Below are 22102 nucleotides of genomic sequence, written 5' to 3'. Positions count from 1 at the left end.
GCCGTCCCACATCGTGAACAGGCCGCTCCCCGGCCGGATCAACCCTCGGGATACACCCACGGGTTGGGCAGGCACTTGATCCCCTCTATGTCCAGGGACTTGGTCTGCTGCTGCATCACCGGGGCGAGGGTGCCGGGCGTGCGGCAGCTCACATGGTTGTGCCCGAGCCGGTGGCCGACCTCGTGGTTGATGAGCATCTGCCGGTACGTGTGCATCGCCTGCGCGCCGTAGGTGACCGAGCCCTGCGCCCACCGGTAGGCGTTGATCATCACGCGGTCGGTGGCGGCCGAGTCGCAGGAGACGTTGTCCTCGGTGGTGTCGAGCCCGGACTTGGCGCACCAGGTGCCGGTGGTCCCCGGGCTCGCCAGGGTGATCACGAAGTCCGGCTTGCCGGACGAGATCCGCTCGAAGGTCATCGCGCCGGAATGCGACCAGCTCCGGTCGTCGTTGAGGGTCTTCTGCACGGCCTCGGCGAACAGCCCGCCGTCCAGACCGAGACCCTGCTCGATGTCGACCCGGTAGCGGTACTTGCGCCCCTTGCCGGGCGCCGCCTCGAACCCGGGCACCGCGTCGAACCGGCCGGACGCGGTGAGCTTCGCGTCGAGCGGGAACTGCCGGGCCATCTGCTGCTCGTACGTCGCGGCAGCCGGCTCGACCGACGGGGTGGCCCGCCCGTTGCCGCGGGAGGCCGTATCGCCCTGCCCGTCGCGGCCGTTGTCGCCCGCCGACCTGCCCGCGACATCGTGACCCTGGCCGTCGGAGGCGACCTGCCCGGCGACCACGACCGCAAGGACGGTGGTCACCGCGGCGGCCGCGATCCCGGTGAACGTCCGCCCCTTGGACCCCTTGCCGCCCTTGGCGGTGGGCTCGGGCGTCCCCGGCTCGTCCTGCGCCGGGACGAACGGGGCGGCCGGACCGACGGTGCGCCGCGCCCCGGTGTCCGTGGCGGGCCGGTCCTCGAAGGCCTCGGTGTACTCGCGGCGCGGGCCCGGTATGCGGGGCACCTCGGCGTGCGGACTCTGCTGCACCGGGCCCGGCCCGTGGGCCGACGCGTCATACTCGGGCCCGCCCCAGCCGCCCCCGCCCTCGTGGTGCTGCGGGTGTCCGCCGCGCACCTGCGGGGTGCCGAACGCGGGGGTGCCGCCCTGGTGCTGGGCGGCGGGGCCGTCGCCCGGGGTGTGGCGCCGGCGCCGGCCGCTGCCCGCGGTGACGGTCTGCTCGGCGCGCGGCGCCGCGGGCGCCTCGGCCGTGGGTGCTGGCCCGCTGGAGCCCTTGGGTCGGCTGTGTCGTCCCACGCCCCGGATCAGCTCCTGTTTTCTCGGTCGTCACCGCGGTGTCCGTCACCGCTCGCGTCGAGCAGCTCCCGTACGGCCTGGGCGACCGTCTCGGGGTACTCCATCATCGCCACGTGCCCGGCGTCGGGCAGCGTGAGCAGTCGTGCGTTGCGGAAGGCGGCCGCCGCTCTGCGGGCCATCCGGTACGAGACGAGCTGGTCGCGCCCGCCGTACACGAGCAGCGTCGGCGCGAGCACCCGCTCCGCCTGCCTCCACAGTCCGTGCTGGCCGCCCAGGGTGTACGCGTCCACGATGCCCCGGGCGGATCGGGCCATCGCGTCCCAGAAGTAGGGCAGTTCGAGGCGCCGCCGCATCTCCTCCACCGCGGCCTCGAACCCCTCGGGGCTCACTCGCCCGGGGTCGCCGTAGCAGAGCGCCATCACCCCGCGGGTGCGGTCCTCGGGACTCCAGTGCCGGGTCAGCCTGGCGAACAGGGAGGCCACGCCCGGCAGCGCGACCAGCGCGGTCGGCCAGGCGTTGCGCTGGACCCGGATCTCCGGCAGCGCGGGCGAGATGAGCGTCAGGGTGCGCACCAGATCGGGGCGCAGGGCCGCGATCCGGGTCGAGACGGCGCCGCCCAGCGAGTTGGCGATGAGGTGGACCGGGCCCCGGCCGGCCGAGTCGAGCAGACGGATCACGGCGCGGGCGTGCCCGGTGACCGAGTAGTTGCCGTCGTCCGGCGGCGGGGAGTCCCCGAAGCCGGGCAGGTCGAGCGCCTCGCCGTCCACCCGGTCGGCGAGCAGCCGCATCAGCGCCGACCAGTTCTGCGAGGAACCGCCGAGCCCGTGGACGTACAGCGCGGGTTCGAGGCCGGGCCGGCTGCCGGGGCGCGAGCGGACCGTCAGCGTCAGCCCCGGCAGGCTCACGGAACGCAGCTCCTCGCCCTCCGCGACCCGGACCGCGCCCACCCGTGGGGCCACTGCGGCGGCGGTGAGCGTTTCCGGCAGCTCGGTCGAGGACATGCGGCAATGTTACGAGACGATCACACCGTGGTTCATGTGTTCGCCGTCACAGGCCGTATAGCGGCTTTCCCGGGGAACTCCTAGGCTCATAAGTGGCCCCTGCATCACCCGAAACGCGGCAAGAGGGAGCAGTCATGCCCGTCGACCCGAGCGATCCGGAAACCTTCCAGGAAGACGACGACGCCGCGGAACTGTCCCAGGAGACCCCCGAGGCGGACGCGGCCGAACAGCACACCGACGTACGCCAGGACCACGACGACCCGCTGACCCACGTACACCCGGACACCGCCAATGTGGCGGATGCCGTCGAACAGGGACGTGTGGTGGCACTGGACGAGGACGACTATCGCTGATTTGTTCGGTTTCCCTGGATATATCCAGCTACCCTGCGCGTCCGGTCCGTGAAATTCTGCGTTCGCACCGCGCACAGCCGGGTTACCCAAAAGTACGATGGCGGCGCGCGTACATCGCGCACCGGAACAACTTTGGGAGGCGGCGTGACAGCCATCGAGCAGACCGAGGCAGCGCGCCCGCGAGGCACGCGCCTGCCGCGCCGGGCCCGCCGCAATCAGCTCCTGGGCGCCGCCCAGGAAGTCTTCGTCGCGCAGGGTTACCACGCGGCCGCGATGGACGACATCGCGGAACGCGCCGGTGTCTCCAAGCCGGTGCTCTACCAGCACTTCCCCGGCAAGCTGGACCTGTACCTGGCCCTGCTGGACCAGCACTGCGAGTCGCTGCTGCACGCGGTGCGCACGGCCCTCGCCTCTACGACGGACAACAAGCTCCGCGTCGCCGCGACGATGGACGCCTATTTCGCGTACGTCGAGGACGAGGGCGGCGCCTTCCGTCTGGTCTTCGAGTCGGACCTGACCAACGAGCCCGCCGTGCGCGAGCGGGTGGACCGGGTCAGCCTCCAGTGCGCGGAGGCCATCTCGGACGTCATCGCCGAGGACACCGGCCTGTCCAAGGACGAGTCGATGCTGCTCGCCGTCGGCCTCGGCGGGGTCTCCCAGGTGGTGGCCCGCTACTGGCTCTCCAGCGAGTCGACCATCCCCCGCGACAAGTCGGTCCAGCTGCTCACCTCGCTCGCCTGGCGCGGCATCGCGGGCTTCCCGCTGCACGGCACCGAGGGCCACTGAGCGGCCATGGGTCGGCCGATCGGCGGCCATTCCTGAATTCTGTTCGCTCCTGGCGTTCAGGGACGGGCCTTGGCCGTCGCCTCCCCGGGCTAATGTGTGCAGCGTACGGCGCGGCTGACCGCGCACCGCACGAGGTCGGAGGGACATAGCCGTGGAGGTCAAGATCGGCGTGCAGCACGCACCCCGGGAGATCGTTCTGGAGAGCGGGCAGTCCGCCGAAGAGGTCGAGAGCGCGGTAGCCGACGCCCTCGCCGGCAAGGCGCAGCTGCTCAGCCTCACGGACGACAAGGGCCGCAAGGTCCTGGTACCGGCCGACAAGATCGCATACGTGGAAATCGGCGAGCCGGCGGTCCGCCGCGTGGGCTTCGGCGCGCTGTAGTACACCGGACACCGAAGAAGGGGTGCCACCAGTGATGACTGGTGGCACCCCTTCTCCGTGCCCCCCGATCGGCCGAATCCCGAACGCCGCGAGCCGGGCGCCCGCTGACGCCGGGTCACGGTGAAGCCCCCGTATCGGATTTCACCAGGTGTGACCATACGCACACAGAAAGGGGCGCGCCCCGCTCGCGGGACACACCCTGCGTTGCTTCCTCCCGGTGAGGGGAGGGTTGCGTTCCGCGAGCGCCGGGTAGGACGCGTGTTGACCGGTTACGCCCTGGCCACACCGTGGGAGGCGACGCACATGCTCCTGGAAGCCCTCGGCTCCGTACTGCTGGGACTCGCCCTCGCGTGGGCCGGCGCGGCCCGGCTCCCCCACCGGCTGCCCGACCGCCGCACGGTGCTGTCCGTCGGCCCGCTCGCCGGGCTCTTCGGCGCCTTCCTGACCCACTCGGCGGTCGGTCCGGGCCACCCGGTGACCACACTGCTCGGCGCCACCTTCGTCGCGTCCGTCCTGCTGTCGCTGCTGCTGCGGCCGGCGCGCCGCCTGCGCCGGTCAGCGGCGTAGGCGGCGCTCCCGGCCCCGGTTGCCGCTAGGCCGCGAGGCCCAGGGCCGCCATGCGCTTGGTGTGGGCCTTGGTGATCCGGGTGAACATCTCGCCGACCGCCGCCAGGTCGAAGCCCGCAGCCACACCGTCGACCCCGCCGACCAGCATGGTCGAGAGCGCGTCGCGCTCGGCGACCACCCGCTGGGCCTGTGACAGCGCCTCGCCCATCAGACGCCGCGCCCACAGCGCGAGCCGGCCGCCGACCCGCGGGTCCGCCTCGATCGCCGCCCGCACCTTGCCCACGGCGAAGTTGCCGTGCCCGGTGTCGTCGAGGACCGAGAGCACCTGGGAGCGGGTGTCGGAGTCCAGGTGGTTGGCGACCTCGCGGTAGAAGTCACTCGCGATCGAGTCGCCGACGTACGCCTTGACCAGGCCCTCCAGCCAGTCCGACGGGGCGGTCTGGTGGTGGAAGTCGTCGAGGGCCTTCGCGAACGGCTCCATCGCGGCCGTCGGCTCGGCGTCGATCTCGGCGAGCCGGTCCCTGAGCCGCTCGAAGTGGTGGAATTCGGCGGAGGCCATCTTCGCCAGCTCCGCCTTGTCCTCCAGGGACGGCGCCAGCTTCGCGTCGTCGGCGAGCCGCTCGAAGGCCGCGAGCTCGCCGTAGGCGAGGGCGCCGAGGAGGTCCACGACCGCGGCGCGGTACTGGGGAACCGCGGACGCCGTCGTCCAGTCCTGGGCGGCGATCCCGGTGCGCTCGGGCTCCGCGGCGGTTTCTTCGGCTGCAGTGGCGTTGTCAGACGTCTCCATAAGCCGCACAATAGCCCGCCCGGGGCGCCTTGTAAGGGGCGCCTGGGTCACACCCGTCGCACCGCTCCCGCGAATTCTCCCAACACACATGCGCGAATCCGGGGTACAGTGGTAATGCGCCCGGCGAGTATTTCGACGGGCCGCACGAATGAGGATGCCCGGTCGGTTGCCCCGGTCGGCTCCGACCTGACAGCCCTCCGCAGGGCACGTATCAGTACGTGTCACCGACGAGGGATCCCTCAGCGGCACGAGCGCTTGAGCGACGGCAGTGGTCCCGCGCCCCCCGGCAACACGATCGAATCTGATCCCGCCGGACGAAATGGGCACGGTACGACCCGCCGCGTTCGCCTCCGTACCGCGTCTCACAGAAGAGGCAGCACCCTGACTACGTTCCGAGAGCTCGGGATCCTTCCCGAGACCGCCGAAGCCCTTGAAGCCGTCGGCATCGTGTCCCCGTTCCCCATCCAGGAGCTCACGCTCCCCGTCGCGCTCTCCGGCGCCGACATCATCGGCCAGGCCAAGACCGGCACCGGCAAGACGCTCGGCTTCGGCCTTCCGCTCCTGGAGCGCGTCACCGTCCCCGCCGACGTCGAGGCGGGCCGGGCCAAGCCCGAGCAGCTCACCAACACCCCGCAGGCCCTCGTCGTCGTACCGACGCGCGAGCTGTGCCAGCAGGTCACCAACGACCTCCTCACCGCCGGCAAGGTCCGTAACGTCCGCGTTCTCGCGATCTACGGCGGCCGGGCCTACGAGCCTCAGGTCGAGGCGCTCAAGAAGGGCGTCGACGTGATCGTCGGCACCCCGGGCCGCCTGCTCGACCTCGCCGGGCAGCGCAAGCTCGACCTCTCCCACGTCAAGGCGCTCGTCCTGGACGAGGCCGACGAGATGCTCGACCTCGGCTTCCTGCCCGACGTCGAGAAGATCATCCAGCACCTGCCGCCCAAGCGGCAGACCATGCTGTTCTCCGCGACCATGCCGGGCGCCGTCATCGGCCTCGCCCGCCGCTACATGTCGCAGCCGACGCACATCCGCGCCACCTCGCCGGACGACGAGGGCACGACCGTCGCCAACACCGAGCAGTTCGTCTACCGCGCCCACTCCATGGACAAGCCGGAGATGGTCGCGCGCATCCTGCAGGCCGAGGGCCGCGGGCTCGCGATGATCTTCTGCCGTACGAAGCGGACGGCCGCCGACATCGCCGACCAGCTCGCCAAGCGCGGCTTCGCCTCCGGCGCGGTCCACGGCGACCTCGGCCAGGGCGCCCGCGAGCAGGCGCTGCGCGCCTTCCGCAACGGCAAGGTCGACGTGCTGGTCTGCACCGACGTCGCCGCGCGCGGCATCGACGTCGAGGGCGTCACGCACGTCATCAACTACCAGTCGCCCGAGGAGGAGAAGACCTACCTCCACCGCATCGGCCGCACCGGCCGCGCGGGCAAGAAGGGCATCGCGATCACGCTGGTCGACTGGGACGACATCCCGCGCTGGCAGCTGATCAACAAGGCGCTTGACCTGAAGTTCCCCGACCCGGCCGAGACGTACTCGACGTCTGAGCACCTGTTCGCGGACCTGAGGATCCCGGCGGGTACGAAGGGTGTGCTGCCGCGTGCCGAGCGCACGCGGGCCGGCCTCGCCGCCGAAGAGGTCGAGGACCTCGGCGAGACCGGTGGGCGCGGGCGCAAGTCCGCCGCCGCGGCTCCCGTCGTCACGGAGGAGCGTCCGGCCCGTACGCGTACGCCGCGTCAGCGCCGCCGCACCCGGGGCGGGTCGCAGCTCGACGGCGTCGAGAGCGCCCCGGCGCCGGCCGCCGCTTCGGTCCCCTCGGTCGCGGAGGCTGCCGAGACCGTGGCCGAGCCGCGGACGCCTCGCCGTCGCCGTCGTACCCGCGTGGCCGCGCCGTCGGCCGTACCGCAGGTCGCCGCCGCGCCGGTGATCGAAGCCGGGCCCGTTGCCGAGGCCGTCGCGCCCAAGCCGCGTCGGCGTCCCGCGCAGGTCGCCGAGCCCGTCGCCGTCGCTGTCTCCGAGCCGGTCGAGCCCAAGCGCCCGCGTCGCCGCGTGCGCAAGGTCGCCGAGACGGCCGAGGTCGGATTCGTGACGCCGGAGTCGGCGGCGCTGGAACTGGCGAAGGCTGCCAAGGCCGCGACCGCCCAGGCGATCGCCGTGGTCGCCGAGGCGGCTGCGGAGGAGGCGCCGGTCAAGCCGCGCCGCACCCGCGCCAAGAAGGCGGCGGCTGTCGTAGAGGCGGTTGAGGCGGCTGAGGCGGTTGCGTCCGTCGAGGCCGTCGAGGCCGAGGCGCCGGTCAAGCCGCGCCGCACCCGCGCGAAGAAGGTCGCCGAGGCGCCGGTCGCCGAGATCACCGAGGCCGCTGCCGCTGCCGCTGCCGAGGAAGCTCCGGTGAAGCCGCGTCGTACGCGCAAGAAGGCCGCCGAGGCCGTGGTCGAGACGGTTGAGGCCGCCGAGGCCGAGGCCCCGGTGAAGCCGCGCCGCACCCGTGCCAAGAAGGTCGCCGAGGTCGTGACCGAGGAGGCCGAGGCGCCGGCCGCGCCGCGTCGGACCCGGGCGAAGAAGACCGCGGAGGTCGCCCCGGAGGCGGTCGCCGAGGTCGCGGACGCTCCGGTGAAGCCGCGTCGTACGCGCAAGAAGGCCGCCGAGGTCGTGGTCGAGACGGTTGAGGCCGCCGAGGCCGAGGCCCCGGTGAAGCCGCGCCGCACCCGTGCCAAGAAGGCGGCGGCCGCGCCCGAGGCGTAACCCGCACCACGCTGCGGCCCGGTTCCCCCTGCGAGGGGGTGCCGGGCCGCTCGCGTTTTCCCCGCCCCGCCCCTTCCCGCTGTGACATTGTGCGGCTCCGCCACGTGGGGGGCTCCGCCCCAGACCCCGCTCCTCAACCTCCCCCAAGGCCCAAAGGGCCAGGGGGGACCCCCATGAGAGGCTTGATTTTCGGCTGAGGTCCGCTGCAACGGAGCGGGCGGGGCGGAGTCCCCGGTGCGCGGGCTCCGGGCGAAGTTACTCTCTCCGTATGAGCAAGCCCCGTTTCCTCGGCCTCCCTCCCCGTACGCGGGCGTACCGACTCCGCACGGCCCGGCAGGAGTTCGCCGTGCTCGATGCGGCACCCGCCAGGAGCTCGCGGGGGACCGTGCTGCTCGTGCCCGGGTATACCGGGAGCAAGGAGGACTTCCTCGGGCTGCTCGAACCGCTCGGCGACGCCGGGTACCGGGCCGTGGCCGTCGACGGGCGGGGGCAGTTCGAGAGTCCAGGGCCGGGGCGTACGGCCGGGTATACGCCGCGCGCCCTCGGCGGCGACGTGCTCGCGCAGGTCGCGGCGCTCGGCGACGGACCCGTACACCTCGTCGGGCACTCCTTCGGCGGGTTCGTGGCCAGGTCCGCGGCGCGGCTCGATCCGTCCGCGTTCCTGTCGCTGACCCTGCTGGCGTCCGGGCCGGGCCGGGTCGGGCCCGACCAGCGTGCCAAGATCCGGATGCTGCGGGCGGCGCTGCCCGTGCTGCCGCCGTCCTGGGTGTGGGCGGTCACGCAGTGGCTGGACAGCAGGGACCCGGCGTACGTCGCCGACCCGCCCGAGATCGCCGAGTTCCTCGGGCGGCGCTGGTTCAGTACGCAGCCCGCCCAACTCGTCGCCACCGGACGGCAGTTGAGGATCGAGCCGGACCGGACCGAGGGACTGGCCGCTCTGCCGCTGCCGATTCACGTCGCGTACGGGGACGGCGAATCGGTGTGGACCGTCGGCGAGTTGGCGCACATGGCGCGCAGCATCGACGCCCGGCACACCGTGATCCGGGGCGCCGAGCACTCCCCCAACGTCTCCCACCCCGAGGAACTGGCCGCCGTCATGGCCGAGTTCTGGGCCGGTGTCACGGCCCGCGCCGCCGCGTCGGGGACCGTCTAGTACTGCGACTGAAGGTGCTGCCAGAAGCCGTCGCGCAACGCGCGGCGCAGGTCGGCGTGGCCGCGCAGGGAGCACTGGAGCAGTCGTTCCGCCTCGATGAGCAGGTCCTGGTCGACCGAGCCGGGCAGATAGGGGTGGCCGGGCAACAGGTCGGCGAGGGCCGCCCGGCCGCGCTCGGAGAGCCAGGTCGCGGCGATCCGGGCGCCGACGAACCGCACGTCCTCGCGGCTGGGTGCCGGGCCGTCCTGCTCGTACATCGTGACCGGCCGCCGGGTGACGTACGGCTTGCAGAAGTCGAGGTCGAAGGTGCGCTGGCTGTCGACCTCCCAGAGCAGCGGCTCCGCCTGGTTGCGGCCCTCGGCGGCCTCGATGCCCCAGAGGTGGACGCGGGCTCCGTAGCCCTGCGCGGCCTCGACGGCGGAGACGAGGTCCTCGTCGCCGCCGACCAGTGCCGCGTCGCTGATCGCGCGGTGCCTGGCCAGTGACTCCAGGTCGGAGCGGATCAGGGAGTCGACGCCCTTCTGCTGGTTGTTGGCGTTGAGGTTGCCGAGCCGGACCTTGACGTCGGGGAGCTCGGCGATCGACTGCTGTTCGGCGGTGTGGATGCGGCGGCGGGCCCCGTCGTACCAGTACACGCGGAGCAGCCGGCTGTCCGCGAAGATGGTGCGCGCCTTGTCGATGAAGGCCTCGATCAGCCCTTCGGCGTCGAGGTCGAAGGAGCGGCGGTCCTCGGTGCCGGTGACGAGGAGGCCGGCGGCCGCGTAGACATAGCCCGCGTCCACGAAGATCGCGTGGGTGGAGGGCGTCTTCGCGACTTCGGCGAGCATGCGCTGGAGCAGCTCGTTGGTGCGCTCCAGCTTGCGGTCCAGCTGGGCGGCCATGCCGCGGGGCGCCTGGGCTGGCTGGGGTTCCTGGGAGTCGTCCATACGCCCCCCATTGTCGGCGCCGTGACGGACGGGGCACAACCGGGCACATGTGGTCGCCCTACGCCTTAGTAGTTAGCTACTCGAAAAATTTCCTTAGCGTAGGGAATGTTTGCTGGAGGCAACCCGTTGTACCCATCGGAACGCGTCGCAGTGAAGCCGCGCAATCCACTCTTAACGGGCGGGCAACCGCCCTGACGCCTCGCGGGAGCAGGCTGTACCGCAGCCCCCCGCACCAGTAGTTCTCCTAGCAGGAGGATCAGACGAAGGGAGAAGCCATGCGCTTCGAAATCATGCGCCTGGACGACATCGACGGCACCGCCGTTGACAGCACCGTCGTGGACGCCGCCTCCGTCAACCGGATTGTGCAGCAGGCCGCCGCCATGGGTCAGCGCATCTACATCCGCCCGGCCGAATCCGCGGCCTCGTAACGGGTGAGAGCCAGTGCCCCGCGAGCGCGGTCGGCGCGCGCGGGTGCCGTACGCATGATGCGCCCCCGTACAGCATGTGTACGGGGGCGCTTCGCGTGCTCGCGGGCCCAGGGGGTGTCCGGGCCTCAACTGCCGTGGATCACCTGGGTGATGCCGTTGATGATCTGCTGCACGGCCAGCGCCGAGAGCATCATGCCCGCGAGCCGGGTCACCAGGACGACGCCGCCGTCCTTGATGACGCGGATGATCAGCAGTGAGTACCGCATCGTCACGTAGAGCACGACGTGGATCGCGATGATCGCCGCCCAGACGGAGACCTGCCCGGACACCGAGTCGTGGTTCTGGACGGCCAGGATCACCTGGACGATCGCGCCGGGCCCGGCCAGCAGCGGCATGCCGAGCGGTACGAGCGCGACATTGACGTCCTTGGTCTGCTTGGGCTCGTCGGTCTTGCCGGTGAGCAGGTCGAGCGCGATCAGGAGCAGCAGCAGACCGCCCGCGATCATCAGCGCGGGGACGTCGATGTGCAGATACGTGAGGATCTGGTGGCCGACGAGGCCGAAGAGCGTGATCACCCCGAGCGCGACGGCCGCGGCCTGCCAGGCCATCCTGCGCTGGACCTTCGCGGCCCGGCCGGCGGTCAGCGCGAGGAAGATGGGCGTGATCCCGGGGGGATCCATGATGACGAACAGGGTGAGGAAGAGGGAGCCGAAAACGGCAGCGTCGAACACGGTGAGCCTTGCGGGATGAGGGTGTACGTACAGAAAAGGGCCCGGGGCGAGAGTCCGCCCCCTTGAGGGCCCCCGGACGGAGTCCTTGGGGGAATTCGAGGATCGGGGTGCAGCGCGGAGCCGCGCCCCGGGTCGGTGTGGGGCAGCGCGCCGCTAGGAACGACCGCTTCCGCCCGCCCCCGGCACGGGAAAGGCACCCGTGGCGCGGCGCGTGATCTCGCCGTAGATCTCGGGGTCGGTCGTGCACTGTCCGAGCCGGACGGGCTTGCGGCTGCCGTGGTAGTCGCTGGAGCCCGTGGGCAGCAGCGACAGCTCGCGGGCGAGTCCGCGCAGCCGGGCCCGGGTGGGCTCGTCGTGGTCGGTGTGGTCGACCTCGATGCCGTCGAGCCCCGCGGCGGCCAGTTCGGCTATCGCGGACTCGGGCACGACCTCGCCGCGCTTGACAGCGAGCGGGTGGGCGAAGACGGTGACGCCGCCGGCGGCCTTGACCAGCCGGATCGCGTCGAACGGGTCGAGCTCGTGCTTGCCGACGTAGGCCCGTCCGCCGTCCGCGATCCAGTCGGGCACGAAGGCGTCGGAGACGGAGGCGACGACGCCGAGTTCGACGAGGGCTTCGGCGACATGGGGGCGGCCGACCGAGCCGTCGCCCGCGATCCGCGCGACCTGTTCCCAGGTGATGGGCACGCCGAGTTCCTGGAGCTTGGCGACCATGCCGCGGGCGCGCGGCACCCGGTCGTCCCGTACGAGCTCGCGCTCACGGGCGAGCTCGGGCTCCTCGGGGTCGAAGAGGTAGGCGAGCATGTGCAGGCCCACGCCGTCGATGCGGCAGGAGAGTTCGGCGCCGGTCACCAGGGTGAGGCCCGCGGGGAGCGCGGCGATCGCCTGCGCGTAGCCGCGCGTGGTGTCGTGGTCGGTCAGCGCGATGACGTCGAGTCCGGCGGCGGCCGCGTTGCGGACCAGCTCGGCGGGGGTGTCCGTACCGTCCGAGGCCGTGGAGTGGGTGTGCAGATCGATGCGCACGACGCGTACTCCAGGGCATAAGGGGCGGATCAAGGGACAGTCAAGGATAACCGCCCGCCCGCTCCGCACCGTCCCCCCGCGATCGGGCCCGCGCTCAGGACAGGATGCGCGGGGTGAGGGCCCCGCACGGCACGAGCTCCACTTCGGCGCCCGCCTCGCGCAGATCGGTCAGGACGAGCTCGTCGTACATGAGGAGTCCGGACTGCTCCGGCCACACGATCGCCCACAGCCACAGGCCGCGCGCCTCGCCCGCGAAGACCGCGCGATCGCTGGGGGTCTGCGTGACGTGCCACAGCGGGGTGGGCCGGCCGGCCGCGAGGACCTTGGTGTGCGGGGGCTGGTCGACGCTCATGAACGGGCCGGGGTCGGGTGCGTCGATGCCCGCGTACCGCGCGCCGAGCCCCACGCCCAGTTCCTCGGCGACCAGGATCAGCTCCCCGATGCCGCCCAGCGGTCCCGGACCCGAGCAGGCGACGGCGGTCGCGCGGCCGCCGCTGCGGTCGTCACCGGCGTACGCGACACCCGTGAACAGCCAGCCGACCGGCAGCGGCCAGGGCATCCACACCGGCACCTGCGCCCGGTGCACGACGACCTCCAGGGCCTCGACGCTGGGCGGGATCACCGGCTGCAGCGGATACACCGGGCCGTGTACGTCGCACTGCCAGGTGTCGGCAAAGAGACCGGGCGCCCTGACCCGGCCTCCGCACTTCGGGCAACTGGGTTCGCCCCTCATAGGGCCCCACGGTCCTCCCCGGCCGTCGCCCCGTCAAGGACGATCACCCGTCCGGAGTGCGCCCCGCCTGTCGCCACCGGCCGCGAAGAAACTAGTTTCATGTTGCACTCATTAGGCCGCCTAAGTTATCGCGTGTATTGCGCAACTATCTAGGCCACGGTCGAACCCGTGGCAACGACCCCAGGGAAGCGGGAGCAGACATGCAGCGAGGAGAGGACCCCCTCGACGAAGGTGCGGGAACCGGCGGCCTGCTGCGCCAGCCGAAGGCGGTCTGGGCGACCGCGGGCGCGTCCGTCGTCGCCTTCATGGGTATCGGCCTGGTCGACCCGATCCTGCCGTCCATCGCCAAGGGCCTGGCGGCCACCCCCAGCCAGGTGTCCCTGCTCTTCACCTCGTACTTCCTGATCACCGCCGTCGCGATGCTGGTCACCGGCTTCGTGTCCAGCCGGATCGGCGGCAAGAAGACGCTGCTCGCGGGCCTTGCCCTCGTGGTCGTCTTCGCCGCGCTGGCCGGCACCTCGAACTCGGTCGGCGAACTCGTCGGCTTCCGGGCCGGCTGGGGACTCGGCAACGCGCTGTTCGTCTCGACCGCGCTCGCCGTCATCGTGGGCGCGGCGGCCGGCGGCAGCGCCGCGGCGATCCTGCTGTACGAGTCCGCGCTCGGCCTCGGCATGGCGTGCGGCCCGCTGCTCGGCGCGATCCTCGGCGACATGAAGTGGCGCTACCCCTTCTTCGGCACCGCGGCCCTCATGGCGATCGGCTTCATCGCGATCACGGTCTTCCTGAAGGAACAGCCCAAGCCCGCGCGCAGGACCTCGCTGCTGGATCCGGTGAAGGCGCTCGGCCACGGCGGGCTCGCCTCGGCCGCCGCCTCCGCCTTCTTCTACAATTACGCGTTCTTCACCGTCCTCGCCTTCACCCCGTTCGTCCTGAACATGTCGCCGTACAAGTCGGGCGGTGTCTTCTTCGCCTGGGGCGTGCTGCTCGCGGTGTTCTCGGTGCTCGTCGCGCCCCGGCTCCAGGAACGGTTCGGCTCGCTGAAGGTGCTCGGCGGATCGCTGGTGCTGCTCGCCGCCGACCTGATCGTGCTGGGCTACGGCAACCACACCACCGCGGTCGCCGCGACCGTCGCCTCCGGCGCGTTCATCGGCCTCAACAACACCGTGTACACCGAGCTGGCGCTGGGCGTCTCCGACGCGCCGCGGCCGGTGGCGAGCGCGGGCTACAACTTCGTCCGCTGGTTCGCGGCGGCCGCGGCTCCCTACTTCGCGCCGAAGATCGAGGAGTGGAGCGACATCCACGTCCCGTTCGTGGTCGCGGCCGTCGCGGCGGTGCTCGGCGCGGTGATCGTCTGGGTCCGCCGTACGTCGCTCACCCACGAGGCGGCCGAACTCCAGCCGGCCCACGCCACCGAGGACGGGGTGTCGGTCTTCGCCAACTAGCGTGTGTACGCCCCCAGTTCAGCCCGCCGCCGGCACTGGGGGCGCCGTGCGTCCGCGCTTGCGCGGCGGGCCGGGCTCAGTCCAGCGGCACGGATGTGCGCAGCGGGTCGCGCAGGTCCGTGCCGTTGGTCAGCCAGCGCTCCTCCATCTCCTGCGCGCCGCGGACCCGCTTCCACGCGGCCTCGTTCACGGTCATCGGCAGCAGCGGCAGGAAGCGCACCGGGTCCAGCGGGGCGTCAAGCTCCAGGTCCTCGACCAGGCCGCCCGGCTCGGCGACCAGGACCGAGCTGAACCGGGCGCCCGGCCACAGCGGTTCGCCGAGGTCGAGCGAGGCGCCCGGGGCCACCACCACGCCCTCCACCTGCGGGGAGGCGGCGAGCACGGCGAGCGGACGGAGCACCTTGTCGGTGTCGGCGAGCCCGGCGCGCACCGACAGGACCAGCTCCGCGCGCGGCCCCTTCACCGGGTCGGCGAGCGCGGCGGTGGGGTCGGCCATCGGCTGGGCGGACATGCCGAGGGTGGCGTACCGGACGATGTCCCCCTCGGTGAAGCGCAGCACCTCGATGCGGTCCGTACCGAGAAAGGTCACCGCGGCGCGCGCGTCCGGCTCGCCCAGCGCGGTACGCAGCCGGGCCTCGACCAGAGCTAGAACATCAACCATGAGGTGAGCATAGAAGGCGTATCGAACGGGCCAAGAGAGGCCTTGACGCAACAAGTGGGCTGATAGTCTTGGCCGCTGTTCGGGCAGCAGGAAGTCCCCTACGGGGGACCGGCTGGAGGAGGTGGGGCTGCGATGGATCGAAGTCGGCCAGGCAGTACCAATCGCTCTTCCGTGCGCCTTCATTGTTCCCGGTGATCCGAGACCCTCTTTAGCCGGCCTCCCGGTCCGGAAACCCGAAGTCTCATGGCATTTCGCACGACGGAAGAGCACATCGCCCCGCCTTGTCCGTTTCAGTAGCGAACGCCGTCTCCGCGTGCCCCTGTGGTGCCGCCCGCTTTGCGAACGTATGCAATCGATACCTTTTCCGGCCGATTCGGCACCTTGGTTTCCCTTGCCGCCGCACGTCCCCATTGCGGGCAGTTCCAAAGTGTCACGCCTTTTGACGGCCCTCCGTGAAGGAGTCCTGCCATGTCGATGATCCGTGACCTGCGCGCCGTGGTCCGCCCCGGGCTGCGCAAGACCAGCGCCCCCTACAGCGGCTACGACACCACCCGCGACCCCTCGGCGAGCAGCGCCGTGGTCGACTGCGCGGTCTACCGCGACGGGCGCCGCGTCCGGCCCGTCCAGAACGCGAGCTGTCTGACGCCTCGTGAGGCGATGCGGCGGGTGCGCGAGGACGGCGGCTTCGCGTGGATCGGTCTGCACGAGCCGACCGAGGCCGAATTCGCCGGTATCGCGGCCGAGTTCGGGCTGCACCCGCTCGCCGTGGAGGACGCGGTGCACGCGCACCAGCGGCCCAAGCTGGAGCGCTACGACGACACCCTGTTCACCGTCTTCAAGACGATCCACTACGTGGAGCACGCCGAACTCACCGCCACCAGTGAGGTCGTGGAGACCGGTGAGGTGATGTGCTTCACCGGGCGGGACTTCGTCATCACCGTCCGGCACGGCGGCCAGGGCTCGCTGCGCGCGCTGCGCAAGCGCCTCCAGGACGACCCGGAGCTCCTCGCCAAGGGCCCCTCCGCCGTGCTGCACGCCATCGCCGACCAGGTCGTCGACGGCTATCTGGCGGTCGTGGACGCGGTCCAGGACGACATCGACGAGGTCGAGATCGAGGTGTTCTCGGCCCCGGCCAAGGGCAGCCCGCGCGGTGTGGACGCCGGCCGGATCTACCAGCTCAAGCGCGAGGTAATGGAGTTCAAGCGCGCGGTGTCGCCGCTGCTGCGCCCCATGCAACTGCTCAGCGAGCGCCCGATGCGGCTGGTGGACCCCGACATCCAGAAGTACTTCCGCGACGTCGCCGACCACCTGGCGCGGGTGCAGGAGCAGGTCATCGGCTTCGACGAGCTGCTCAACTCGATCCTCCAGGCCAACCTCGCGCAGGCCTCGGTCGCCCAGAACGAGGACATGCGCAAGATCACGTCCTGGGCGGCGATCATCGCCGTACCGACGATGGTGTGCGGTGTGTACGGCATGAACTTCGACAACATGCCGGAGCTGCACTGGACGTACGGCTACCCGATCGCGATGGGCATGACCGCCGTCGTCTGCTTCGGCATCCACCGCATCCTCAAGCGCAACGGCTGGCTCTGAGGCCTCAGTTGGCGCGGTTGGCCCGGACGACGAAGGCGAGCCCGGCCAGGATCACGAGCAGCGCCGGGTAGGCGAGGGCCGGGGGCTGCTGGCCGAGCCAGAGCGCGGCGATGAGGGCGGCGCCCGGCGTCTCCAGGAGGATCGACGTCGAGGTCACGGACGGCCCGAGGGTGCGCACCACCCGGTTGAGCAGCGAGTGCCCCAGGAGTTGGGCGGCGAGGGTGAGCACCGCGAGCTTCACCCAGGTCGTGCCGTCGTACGAGGTGAGCTCGGCCCCGCTGAGGAGCGCGGCCACGAGGAGCCCGGCGGCGGCCGTCGCGTAGCAGAGGCAGGTGTAGGGCACGGTGTCCACGCTCTTGCGGACCTCGGCGCCGAGCAGCACGTACCCGGCGGCCGCGATGCCGCCGCCGAGGGCGAGCGCGTCACCGGCCAGCGCGCGCGGCGACAGGCTGAGGTCGACGCCGGTGAGCAGCACGACTCCGGCGCAGGCGACCAGGGTGCCGGTCCACACCATGGCCGGGGGGCGGTGGCCGCGCAGGCGCAGCCAGATGGTCGCCCATATCGGGGTGGTGGTGCACAGCGCGGTCGAGGAGGCGACGGAGGTCATGCTCAGGCTCGGCAGCCACAGCCCGAAGTGCAGCGCCAGCATGCCGCCCGCGCCGACGGTGAGCGCCACCTCGCGCCGGGTCAGGGCGCGCAGCCGTGCGCGGTACTTGAACCAGGCCACCGGGGTCAGCGCCCCGACCGCGAGCGCGTTGCGCCAGAAGGCGATGGCGAGCGCGGGCGCGGCGGTGGCGCCGATCAGCGGCGCGGACAGCGAGACGCTGGCGAGTGCGACGCCGAGCAGTACGAAGTCGACCCGGGGGACGGCCGCGACCTGCGGCGTTGTGGTGGTGGCAGTGGTCACTGCCGAAGCGTAAGGGGCGTTTCCGGTTTACGGAACTGACTATTCCCGGGGGCCCTTACTGTGGGGGCATGACGCAGACGTTGCTCGACCAGGCCCTTGTCGAGGAGGCCACCAAGAAGTCCGGGCTCATCTGGGTGCGCGGCGCCGGGGTGGCGGCGGAGCGGGCGCTGTGGCACGGGTGGCTCGACGGCGCGGCGTACGTCGTCGGCGGCGGTCCGGGCGAGCAGCCGCTCGACGGCCTCGTGGACGGCGGGACGGCCGAGGTGATCGTCCGCAGCAAGGACAAGGGCGGTCGGCTCGTCGCCTGGACGGCGGCGGTGTCGGAGGTCGCGGCGGGTACGGAGCCCTGGGACACGGCGGTGGCGGAGCTGAAGGGCAAGCGGCTGAACGCCCCGGACGGCGAGGCGATGACGGCCCGCTGGGCGGCGCAGTGCCGCCTCCTCCGGCTGACCCCGACGGGCCCGCTCGGCGCATTCTCCGACGGTTCGCTGGCCACTCCCCCGGTACCGACCCCGGCCACGACGAGGCACCCCGTGCCGGCGGGCCTGCCGAAGCTGCTCTTCAAGCGCCGGAAGGCAAAGACCAACCCCGGCGCATAGGGTCCGGGGGCGGCGCCCCCAGCGACCCGGGTCAGGTCTTCGGGAGTTGCTGGCCGTAGTCCACCGTGTCCCCCTTCGCCGGAGGCGCGAGCGGGAAGTCCGTGTTCCAGTCGGCCAGTTCGAGGACCCCCGCGCCGCCCGCGCGCTCGAAGCGCAGGGGGTAGGGCGTGCCCTGGAGGGAGACGTCCAGCGTGCCGCCCTCGCCGTCCTTGCCCGCCGCGATCCGTACCGTAGGGACCTTGCCGACCTGCGAATGGTCCCCCTTGGACAGCGCGCCCTGGAGCCCGAGCATGTCCTTGAGGAGCGCCGCCTTCTCGGTGAAGCCGCGCAGCTGCTGGTAGGAGGGGTCGTCGGACGGCACCTTGACGTACTTGGCGTCCAGCTTGCCCGCCGCCGACGCCGCACCGCCCGAACCGCCCGGCGCCTGGTGCGACCAGAACCCCGCGTCCGCCTTCAGGAACAGGTCGTTCCCGACCCGCAGCAGCCCGAAGTTGCTCTTCTGCGAGGTGACCGTGCCCGTCCCGCCGGTCCCCTTCAGCTTCATGTCGATCTTGTACGAGCCGCCCTTGCTGACCAGCGTCCCCGAGAGCCGCACCGCGTCCGCGCCGTCGGCCGCCGTACGCGCCTTGTTCTCGATGTCGGAGGCGGACAGCTTGCCGACGCCGTTGGTCCCCTCGTCCGGGTCCGACCCGCAGGCGGTGAGCGCCGCGGCGAGCCCCGCACACAGCACGACGGGCAGGGCGGCCCGGCGGGCCCGCCCCCGTACGGACAAGAGGGTAGAGGTCACCTGCGCACTGCCTCTCACATGAATGTAGGGGTCGGCAGACGGCACCCTACCCGGACCGTCTACGCTGCCTGGCAGAGCGCCGGACGGACGCCCCACAAGGGCGTGCGGGGCCACCACCCGATAGCCTGAAACCCTTGTCTCGCAGCAGTTGCAGTATTCAGGGCTGCCCTGAACAGAAGGAGGCGCTCATATGGCGGCAGGCGCCCCCCGGATCTTCGTTTCGCACCTCGCCGGCGTCGCCGTCTTCGACCCCCACGGTGATCAGGTCGGCCGGGTGCGCGACCTGGTGGCGATGCTGCGGGTCGGCCGCAAGCCTCCCAGGCTGCTCGGCATCGTCGTCGAAGTGGCGGGCCGCAGGCTCATCTTCCTGCCCATGACCCGGGTCACCGGTGTGGAATCGGGCCAGGTCATCACCACCGGCGTCGTCAACCTGCGCCGCTTCGAACAGCGCCCGACCGAGCGACTGGTCCTCGGTGAACTCCTGGACCGCCGGGTCACCCTGGTGGAGAGCGACGAGCAGGTCACCGTTCTCGACGTGGCGATCCAGCAGCTGCCGGCCCGCCGCGACTGGGAGATCGACAAGGTCTTCGTACGGCGGGGGAAGTCCGGCGCGCTGCGCCGCAAGGGCGAGACCCTGACCGTCGAGTGGTCCGCCGTCACCGGGTTCTCCCTGGAGGAGCACGGGCAGGGCGCCGAGAACCTGGTCGCCACCTTCGAGCAGCTGCGCCCGGCCGACCTCGCCAACGTCATGCACCACCTGTCGCCCAAGCGGCGTGCCGAGGTGGCAGCGGCGCTGGACGACGACCGGCTCGCGGACGTACTGGAAGAGCTGCCGGACGACGACCAGGTGGAGATCCTCGGCAAGCTGAAGGACGAGCGGGCCGCCGACGTCCTGGAGGCGATGGACCCGGACGACGCCGCCGACCTCCTGTCCGAGCTGCCCGAGGAGGACAAGGAGCGCCTCCTGACGCTGATGCAGCCGGACGACGCGGCGGACGTGCGACGGCTGCTGTCGTACGAGGAGCGCACGGCGGGCGGTCTGATGACGACCGAGCCGATCGTGCTGCGCCCGGACGCCACGGTCGCCGACGCCCTGGCCCGCGTCCGCCAGCAGGACCTCTCCCCCGCGCTGGCCGCGCAGGTGTACGTCTGCCGGCCGCCGGACGAGACGCCGACCGGCAAGTACCTGGGCACCGTGCACTTCCAGCGGCTGCTGCGCGAGCCGCCGTTCGCGCTGGTCAGCTCGGTGGTGGACAGCGATCTCAAACCGCTGCCGCCGAACGCCTCGCTGCCGTCGGTGACCAGTTTCCTGGCCGCGTACAACATGGTCGCGGCGCCCGTGGTGGACGAGAGCGGCTCGCTGCTCGGCGCGGTGACCGTGGACGACGTACTCGACCACCTGCTGCCGGAGGACTGGCGCGAGACGGAGTTCCACGGGCCTGAGGGGGTACCGCATGGGCGGCACTGACCGGACGGAGGAGCGCACCCGCGCCGGCGGCGCGAGCCCGGTGCCGCGCGGCCGCACCCGTCTCGACCAGCCGCGCACCCCGCGGATGCGGCTGCTTCCGGAGTACGACCCCGAGGCGTTCGGCCGGTTCAGTGAGCGGATCGCCCGCTTCCTGGGCACCGGGCGGTTCATCGTCTGGATGACCCTGGTCATCATCATCTGGGTCGTCTGGAACATCTTCGCGCCGAGCGGTCTGCGCTTCGACACCTACCCGTTCATCTTCCTCACCCTCGCGCTGTCGCTCCAGGCCTCGTACGCGGCCCCGCTGATCCTGCTCGCGCAGAACCGGCAGGACGACCGGGACCGGGTCACCCACGAGCAGGACCGCAAGCAGAACGAGCGGTCCATCGCCGATACCGAGTACCTCACCCGGGAAATCGCGGCGCTGCGGATGGGCCTCGGCGAGGTGGCGACCCGCGACTGGATCCGCTCCGAACTCCAGGACCTGGTCAAGGAGATGGAGGAGCGGCGCCGTCTATTCCCGCCGGAGCAGGCGTACGGACGTGACGAAGGCGACCGCTGACAGGGCTTTCCGTACTGCGCGGTAGGCGCCGTACCATCGACGGTATGGCTACGGAAGACGCGGTGCTTGAGGCACTGGCGACGGTGAACGACCCCGAGATCCACCGACCGATCACTGAACTCGGCATGGTCAAATCGGTTGAGATCGGTACGGACGGGGCGGTTGCCGTCACGGTGTACCTGACCGTCTCCGGCTGCCCGATGCGCGAGACCATCACGAAGAACGTGACGGAGGCGGTCGAGCGGGTCGAGGGCGTCAGCCGCGTCGATGTGACGCTCGACGTGATGAGCGACGAGCAGCGCAAGGAGCTCGCGAGCTCGCTGCGCGGCGGCACCGCCGAGCGCGAGGTGCCGTTCGCCAAGCCCGGCTCGCTGACCCGCGTCTACGCGGTCGCCTCCGGCAAGGGCGGCGTCGGCAAGTCCTCGGTGACGGTCAACCTGGCGGCCGCGATGGCGGCGGACGGGCTGAAGGTCGGTGTCGTGGACGCCGACATCTACGGCCACTCCGTGCCCCGCATGCTGGGCGCCGACGGCAAGCCCACCCAGGTCGAGAACATGATCATGCCGCCGTCCGCGAATGGCGTGAAGGTCATCTCCATCGGCATGTTCACGCCGGGCAACGCACCCGTCGTGTGGCGCGGCCCGATGCTGCACCGCGCCCTCCAGCAGTTCCTCGCGGACGTGTACTGGGGCGACCTGGACGTCCTGCTGCTCGACCTGCCGCCGGGCACCGGCGACATCGCCATCTCGGTGGCGCAGCTGGTCCCGAACGCCGAGATCCTCGTCGTCACCACCCCGCAGCAGGCCGCCGCCGAGGTCGCCGAGCGGGCCGGTTCCATCGCCGTCCAGACCCACCAGAAGATCGTCGGCGTGGTCGAGAACATGGCGGGGCTGCCCTGTCCGCACTGCGACGAGATGGTCGACGTGTTCGGCACCGGCGGCGGCCAGCAGGTCGCGGACGGCCTGACCAGGACGACCGGCACCACCGTCCCGGTGCTCGGCTCCATCCCGATCGACGTCCGCCTGCGCGAGGGCGGCGACGACGGCCGCCCCGTCGTGCTGTCCAACCCGGACTCCCCGGCGGGCGCCGCGCTGCGCGCCATCGCCGGCAAGCTGGGCGGCCGCGCCCGCGGCCTGTCGGGCATGTCGCTGGGGATCACCCCGCGCAACAAGTTCTAGC

The 22102-nt window shown here is 71.5% G+C and carries 23 protein-coding genes; 13 read left to right on the top strand and 10 right to left on the bottom strand.

The window, feature by feature from the left end:
* Nucleotides 1–38 precede the first annotated feature (38 nt).
* Both ACIQ8J_RS06455 and ACIQ8J_RS06450 read right to left on the bottom strand, forming a co-directional pair.
* Entirely contained in the window at nucleotides 39–1295 is a 1257-nt protein-coding gene (locus ACIQ8J_RS06455) for a DUF3152 domain-containing protein (protein WP_403267066.1), read from the bottom strand.
* Nucleotides 1296–1303: 8 nt separating this feature from the next.
* On the bottom strand, nucleotides 1304–2296 hold the full coding sequence (locus ACIQ8J_RS06450) for an alpha/beta fold hydrolase (RefSeq protein ID WP_403267069.1): 993 nt from the start codon (nucleotides 2294–2296) through the stop codon (nucleotides 1304–1306).
* A 134-nt stretch (nucleotides 2297–2430) separates the two neighbouring features.
* Between ACIQ8J_RS06450 and ACIQ8J_RS06445 the strand changes: the two genes are divergently transcribed.
* From ACIQ8J_RS06445 to ACIQ8J_RS06430, 4 genes are all read left to right on the top strand, one after another.
* Nucleotides 2431–2649 carry a hypothetical protein gene (locus ACIQ8J_RS06445; RefSeq protein WP_403267072.1) on the top strand — a complete coding sequence of 73 codons (219 nt, stop codon included), beginning with the start codon at nucleotides 2431–2433 and terminating at the stop codon, nucleotides 2647–2649.
* 144 nt (nucleotides 2650–2793) lie between these two features.
* Complete coding sequence (locus ACIQ8J_RS06440) at nucleotides 2794–3435, top strand: TetR/AcrR family transcriptional regulator (protein ID WP_403267074.1); 642 nt, start codon at nucleotides 2794–2796, stop codon at nucleotides 3433–3435.
* A gap of 151 nt (nucleotides 3436–3586) precedes the next feature.
* Nucleotides 3587–3814 (top strand): DUF3107 domain-containing protein, encoded by a 228-nt coding sequence (locus ACIQ8J_RS06435; RefSeq protein ID WP_120721528.1) that lies wholly within the window; start codon nucleotides 3587–3589, stop codon nucleotides 3812–3814.
* A gap of 303 nt (nucleotides 3815–4117) precedes the next feature.
* Complete coding sequence (locus ACIQ8J_RS06430; RefSeq protein ID WP_403267765.1) at nucleotides 4118–4381, top strand: hypothetical protein; 264 nt, start codon at nucleotides 4118–4120, stop codon at nucleotides 4379–4381.
* A gap of 25 nt (nucleotides 4382–4406) precedes the next feature.
* On the opposite strand, the gene ACIQ8J_RS06425 is transcribed toward ACIQ8J_RS06430, so the two are convergent.
* The gene (locus ACIQ8J_RS06425; RefSeq protein WP_403267077.1) at nucleotides 4407–5168 is read right to left on the bottom strand and encodes a ferritin-like fold-containing protein; all 762 of its coding nucleotides are present in this window, start codon (nucleotides 5166–5168) and stop codon (nucleotides 4407–4409) included.
* A gap of 255 nt (nucleotides 5169–5423) precedes the next feature.
* Here ACIQ8J_RS06425 and ACIQ8J_RS06420 point away from each other — a divergent pair, with 255 nt between their 5' ends.
* Complete coding sequence (locus ACIQ8J_RS06420; protein WP_403267079.1) at nucleotides 5424–7913, top strand: DEAD/DEAH box helicase; 2490 nt, start codon at nucleotides 5424–5426, stop codon at nucleotides 7911–7913.
* A 268-nt stretch (nucleotides 7914–8181) separates the two neighbouring features.
* A complete protein-coding gene (locus ACIQ8J_RS06415) occupies nucleotides 8182–9066 on the top strand; it encodes an alpha/beta fold hydrolase (RefSeq protein WP_403267082.1) in 885 nt (294 codons plus the stop codon).
* Here ACIQ8J_RS06415 and ACIQ8J_RS06410 read toward each other — a convergent pair.
* Complete coding sequence (locus ACIQ8J_RS06410; protein ID WP_403267768.1) at nucleotides 9063–9947, bottom strand: NYN domain-containing protein; 885 nt, start codon at nucleotides 9945–9947, stop codon at nucleotides 9063–9065. The genes ACIQ8J_RS06415 and ACIQ8J_RS06410 overlap by 4 nt on opposite strands.
* 320 nt (nucleotides 9948–10267) lie before the next feature.
* Here ACIQ8J_RS06410 and ACIQ8J_RS06405 point away from each other — a divergent pair, with 320 nt between their 5' ends.
* Entirely contained in the window at nucleotides 10268–10420 is a 153-nt protein-coding gene (locus tag ACIQ8J_RS06405; RefSeq protein WP_403267084.1) for a hypothetical protein, read from the top strand.
* A 125-nt stretch (nucleotides 10421–10545) separates the two neighbouring features.
* On the opposite strand, the gene ACIQ8J_RS06400 is transcribed toward ACIQ8J_RS06405, so the two are convergent.
* The 3 genes from ACIQ8J_RS06400 to ACIQ8J_RS06390 all read right to left on the bottom strand — a co-directional run bounded on the left by ACIQ8J_RS06400 (nucleotide 10546) and on the right by ACIQ8J_RS06390 (nucleotide 12904).
* A complete protein-coding gene (locus ACIQ8J_RS06400) occupies nucleotides 10546–11151 on the bottom strand; it encodes a MarC family protein (RefSeq protein WP_053729930.1) in 606 nt (201 codons plus the stop codon).
* A gap of 153 nt (nucleotides 11152–11304) precedes the next feature.
* Nucleotides 11305–12171 carry a PHP domain-containing protein gene (locus tag ACIQ8J_RS06395; protein ID WP_403267087.1) on the bottom strand — a complete coding sequence of 289 codons (867 nt, stop codon included), beginning with the start codon at nucleotides 12169–12171 and terminating at the stop codon, nucleotides 11305–11307.
* A 94-nt stretch (nucleotides 12172–12265) separates the two neighbouring features.
* Complete coding sequence (locus tag ACIQ8J_RS06390) at nucleotides 12266–12904, bottom strand: DUF6758 family protein (protein WP_403267090.1); 639 nt, start codon at nucleotides 12902–12904, stop codon at nucleotides 12266–12268.
* Nucleotides 12905–13104: 200 nt separating this feature from the next.
* On the opposite strand from ACIQ8J_RS06390, the gene ACIQ8J_RS06385 reads away from it, so the two are divergent.
* On the top strand, nucleotides 13105–14346 hold the full coding sequence (locus tag ACIQ8J_RS06385) for an MFS transporter (protein WP_403267093.1): 1242 nt from the start codon (nucleotides 13105–13107) through the stop codon (nucleotides 14344–14346).
* 76 nt (nucleotides 14347–14422) lie between these two features.
* On the opposite strand, the gene ACIQ8J_RS06380 is transcribed toward ACIQ8J_RS06385, so the two are convergent.
* Nucleotides 14423–15007, bottom strand: coding sequence for a suppressor of fused domain protein (locus tag ACIQ8J_RS06380; protein WP_403267096.1), 585 nt, complete (start codon nucleotides 15005–15007; stop codon nucleotides 14423–14425).
* Between the two features lie 468 nt (nucleotides 15008–15475).
* On the opposite strand from ACIQ8J_RS06380, the gene ACIQ8J_RS06375 reads away from it, so the two are divergent.
* Nucleotides 15476–16600: a magnesium and cobalt transport protein CorA gene (locus ACIQ8J_RS06375; RefSeq protein WP_403267098.1), complete on the top strand. Its 1125-nt coding sequence runs from the start codon at nucleotides 15476–15478 to the stop codon at nucleotides 16598–16600.
* 4 nt (nucleotides 16601–16604) lie between these two features.
* Here ACIQ8J_RS06375 and ACIQ8J_RS06370 read toward each other — a convergent pair whose 3' ends face one another.
* Nucleotides 16605–17507: a DMT family transporter gene (locus tag ACIQ8J_RS06370; RefSeq protein WP_403267101.1), complete on the bottom strand. Its 903-nt coding sequence runs from the start codon at nucleotides 17505–17507 to the stop codon at nucleotides 16605–16607.
* 68 nt (nucleotides 17508–17575) lie between these two features.
* Between ACIQ8J_RS06370 and ACIQ8J_RS06365 the strand changes: the two genes are divergently transcribed.
* Entirely contained in the window at nucleotides 17576–18106 is a 531-nt protein-coding gene (locus tag ACIQ8J_RS06365) for a hypothetical protein (protein WP_403267103.1), read from the top strand.
* 31 nt (nucleotides 18107–18137) lie between these two features.
* Here the strand turns inward: ACIQ8J_RS06365 and ACIQ8J_RS06360 are convergent, their stop codons facing one another.
* A complete protein-coding gene (locus ACIQ8J_RS06360) occupies nucleotides 18138–18893 on the bottom strand; it encodes a hypothetical protein (protein ID WP_403267106.1) in 756 nt (251 codons plus the stop codon).
* Between the two features lie 190 nt (nucleotides 18894–19083).
* Between ACIQ8J_RS06360 and ACIQ8J_RS06355 the strand changes: the two genes are divergently transcribed.
* The 3 genes from ACIQ8J_RS06355 to ACIQ8J_RS06345 are packed head-to-tail and all read left to right on the top strand — an operon-like array spanning nucleotide 19084 to nucleotide 22101.
* The gene (locus ACIQ8J_RS06355) at nucleotides 19084–20361 is read left to right on the top strand and encodes a magnesium transporter MgtE N-terminal domain-containing protein (protein WP_403267109.1); all 1278 of its coding nucleotides are present in this window, start codon (nucleotides 19084–19086) and stop codon (nucleotides 20359–20361) included.
* Nucleotides 20348–20923, top strand: a complete 576-nt coding sequence (locus ACIQ8J_RS06350) for a DUF1003 domain-containing protein (RefSeq protein ID WP_403267111.1) — start codon at nucleotides 20348–20350, stop codon at nucleotides 20921–20923. Before ACIQ8J_RS06355 ends, ACIQ8J_RS06350 begins: the two co-directional genes overlap by 14 nt.
* A 44-nt stretch (nucleotides 20924–20967) precedes the next feature.
* Nucleotides 20968–22101 carry an Mrp/NBP35 family ATP-binding protein gene (locus ACIQ8J_RS06345; RefSeq protein WP_403267114.1) on the top strand — a complete coding sequence of 378 codons (1134 nt, stop codon included), beginning with the start codon at nucleotides 20968–20970 and terminating at the stop codon, nucleotides 22099–22101.
* The last annotated feature ends 1 nt before the right edge of the window (nucleotide 22102 follow it).

Origin of the sequence: Streptomyces sp. NPDC094147, from assembly GCF_044764265.1 — a bacterium.
Lineage (GTDB): Bacteria > Actinomycetota > Actinomycetes > Streptomycetales > Streptomycetaceae > Streptomyces.
Note: the sequence above shows the minus strand (reverse complement) of the source record. Positions and strands in the feature narration are given on the sequence as shown.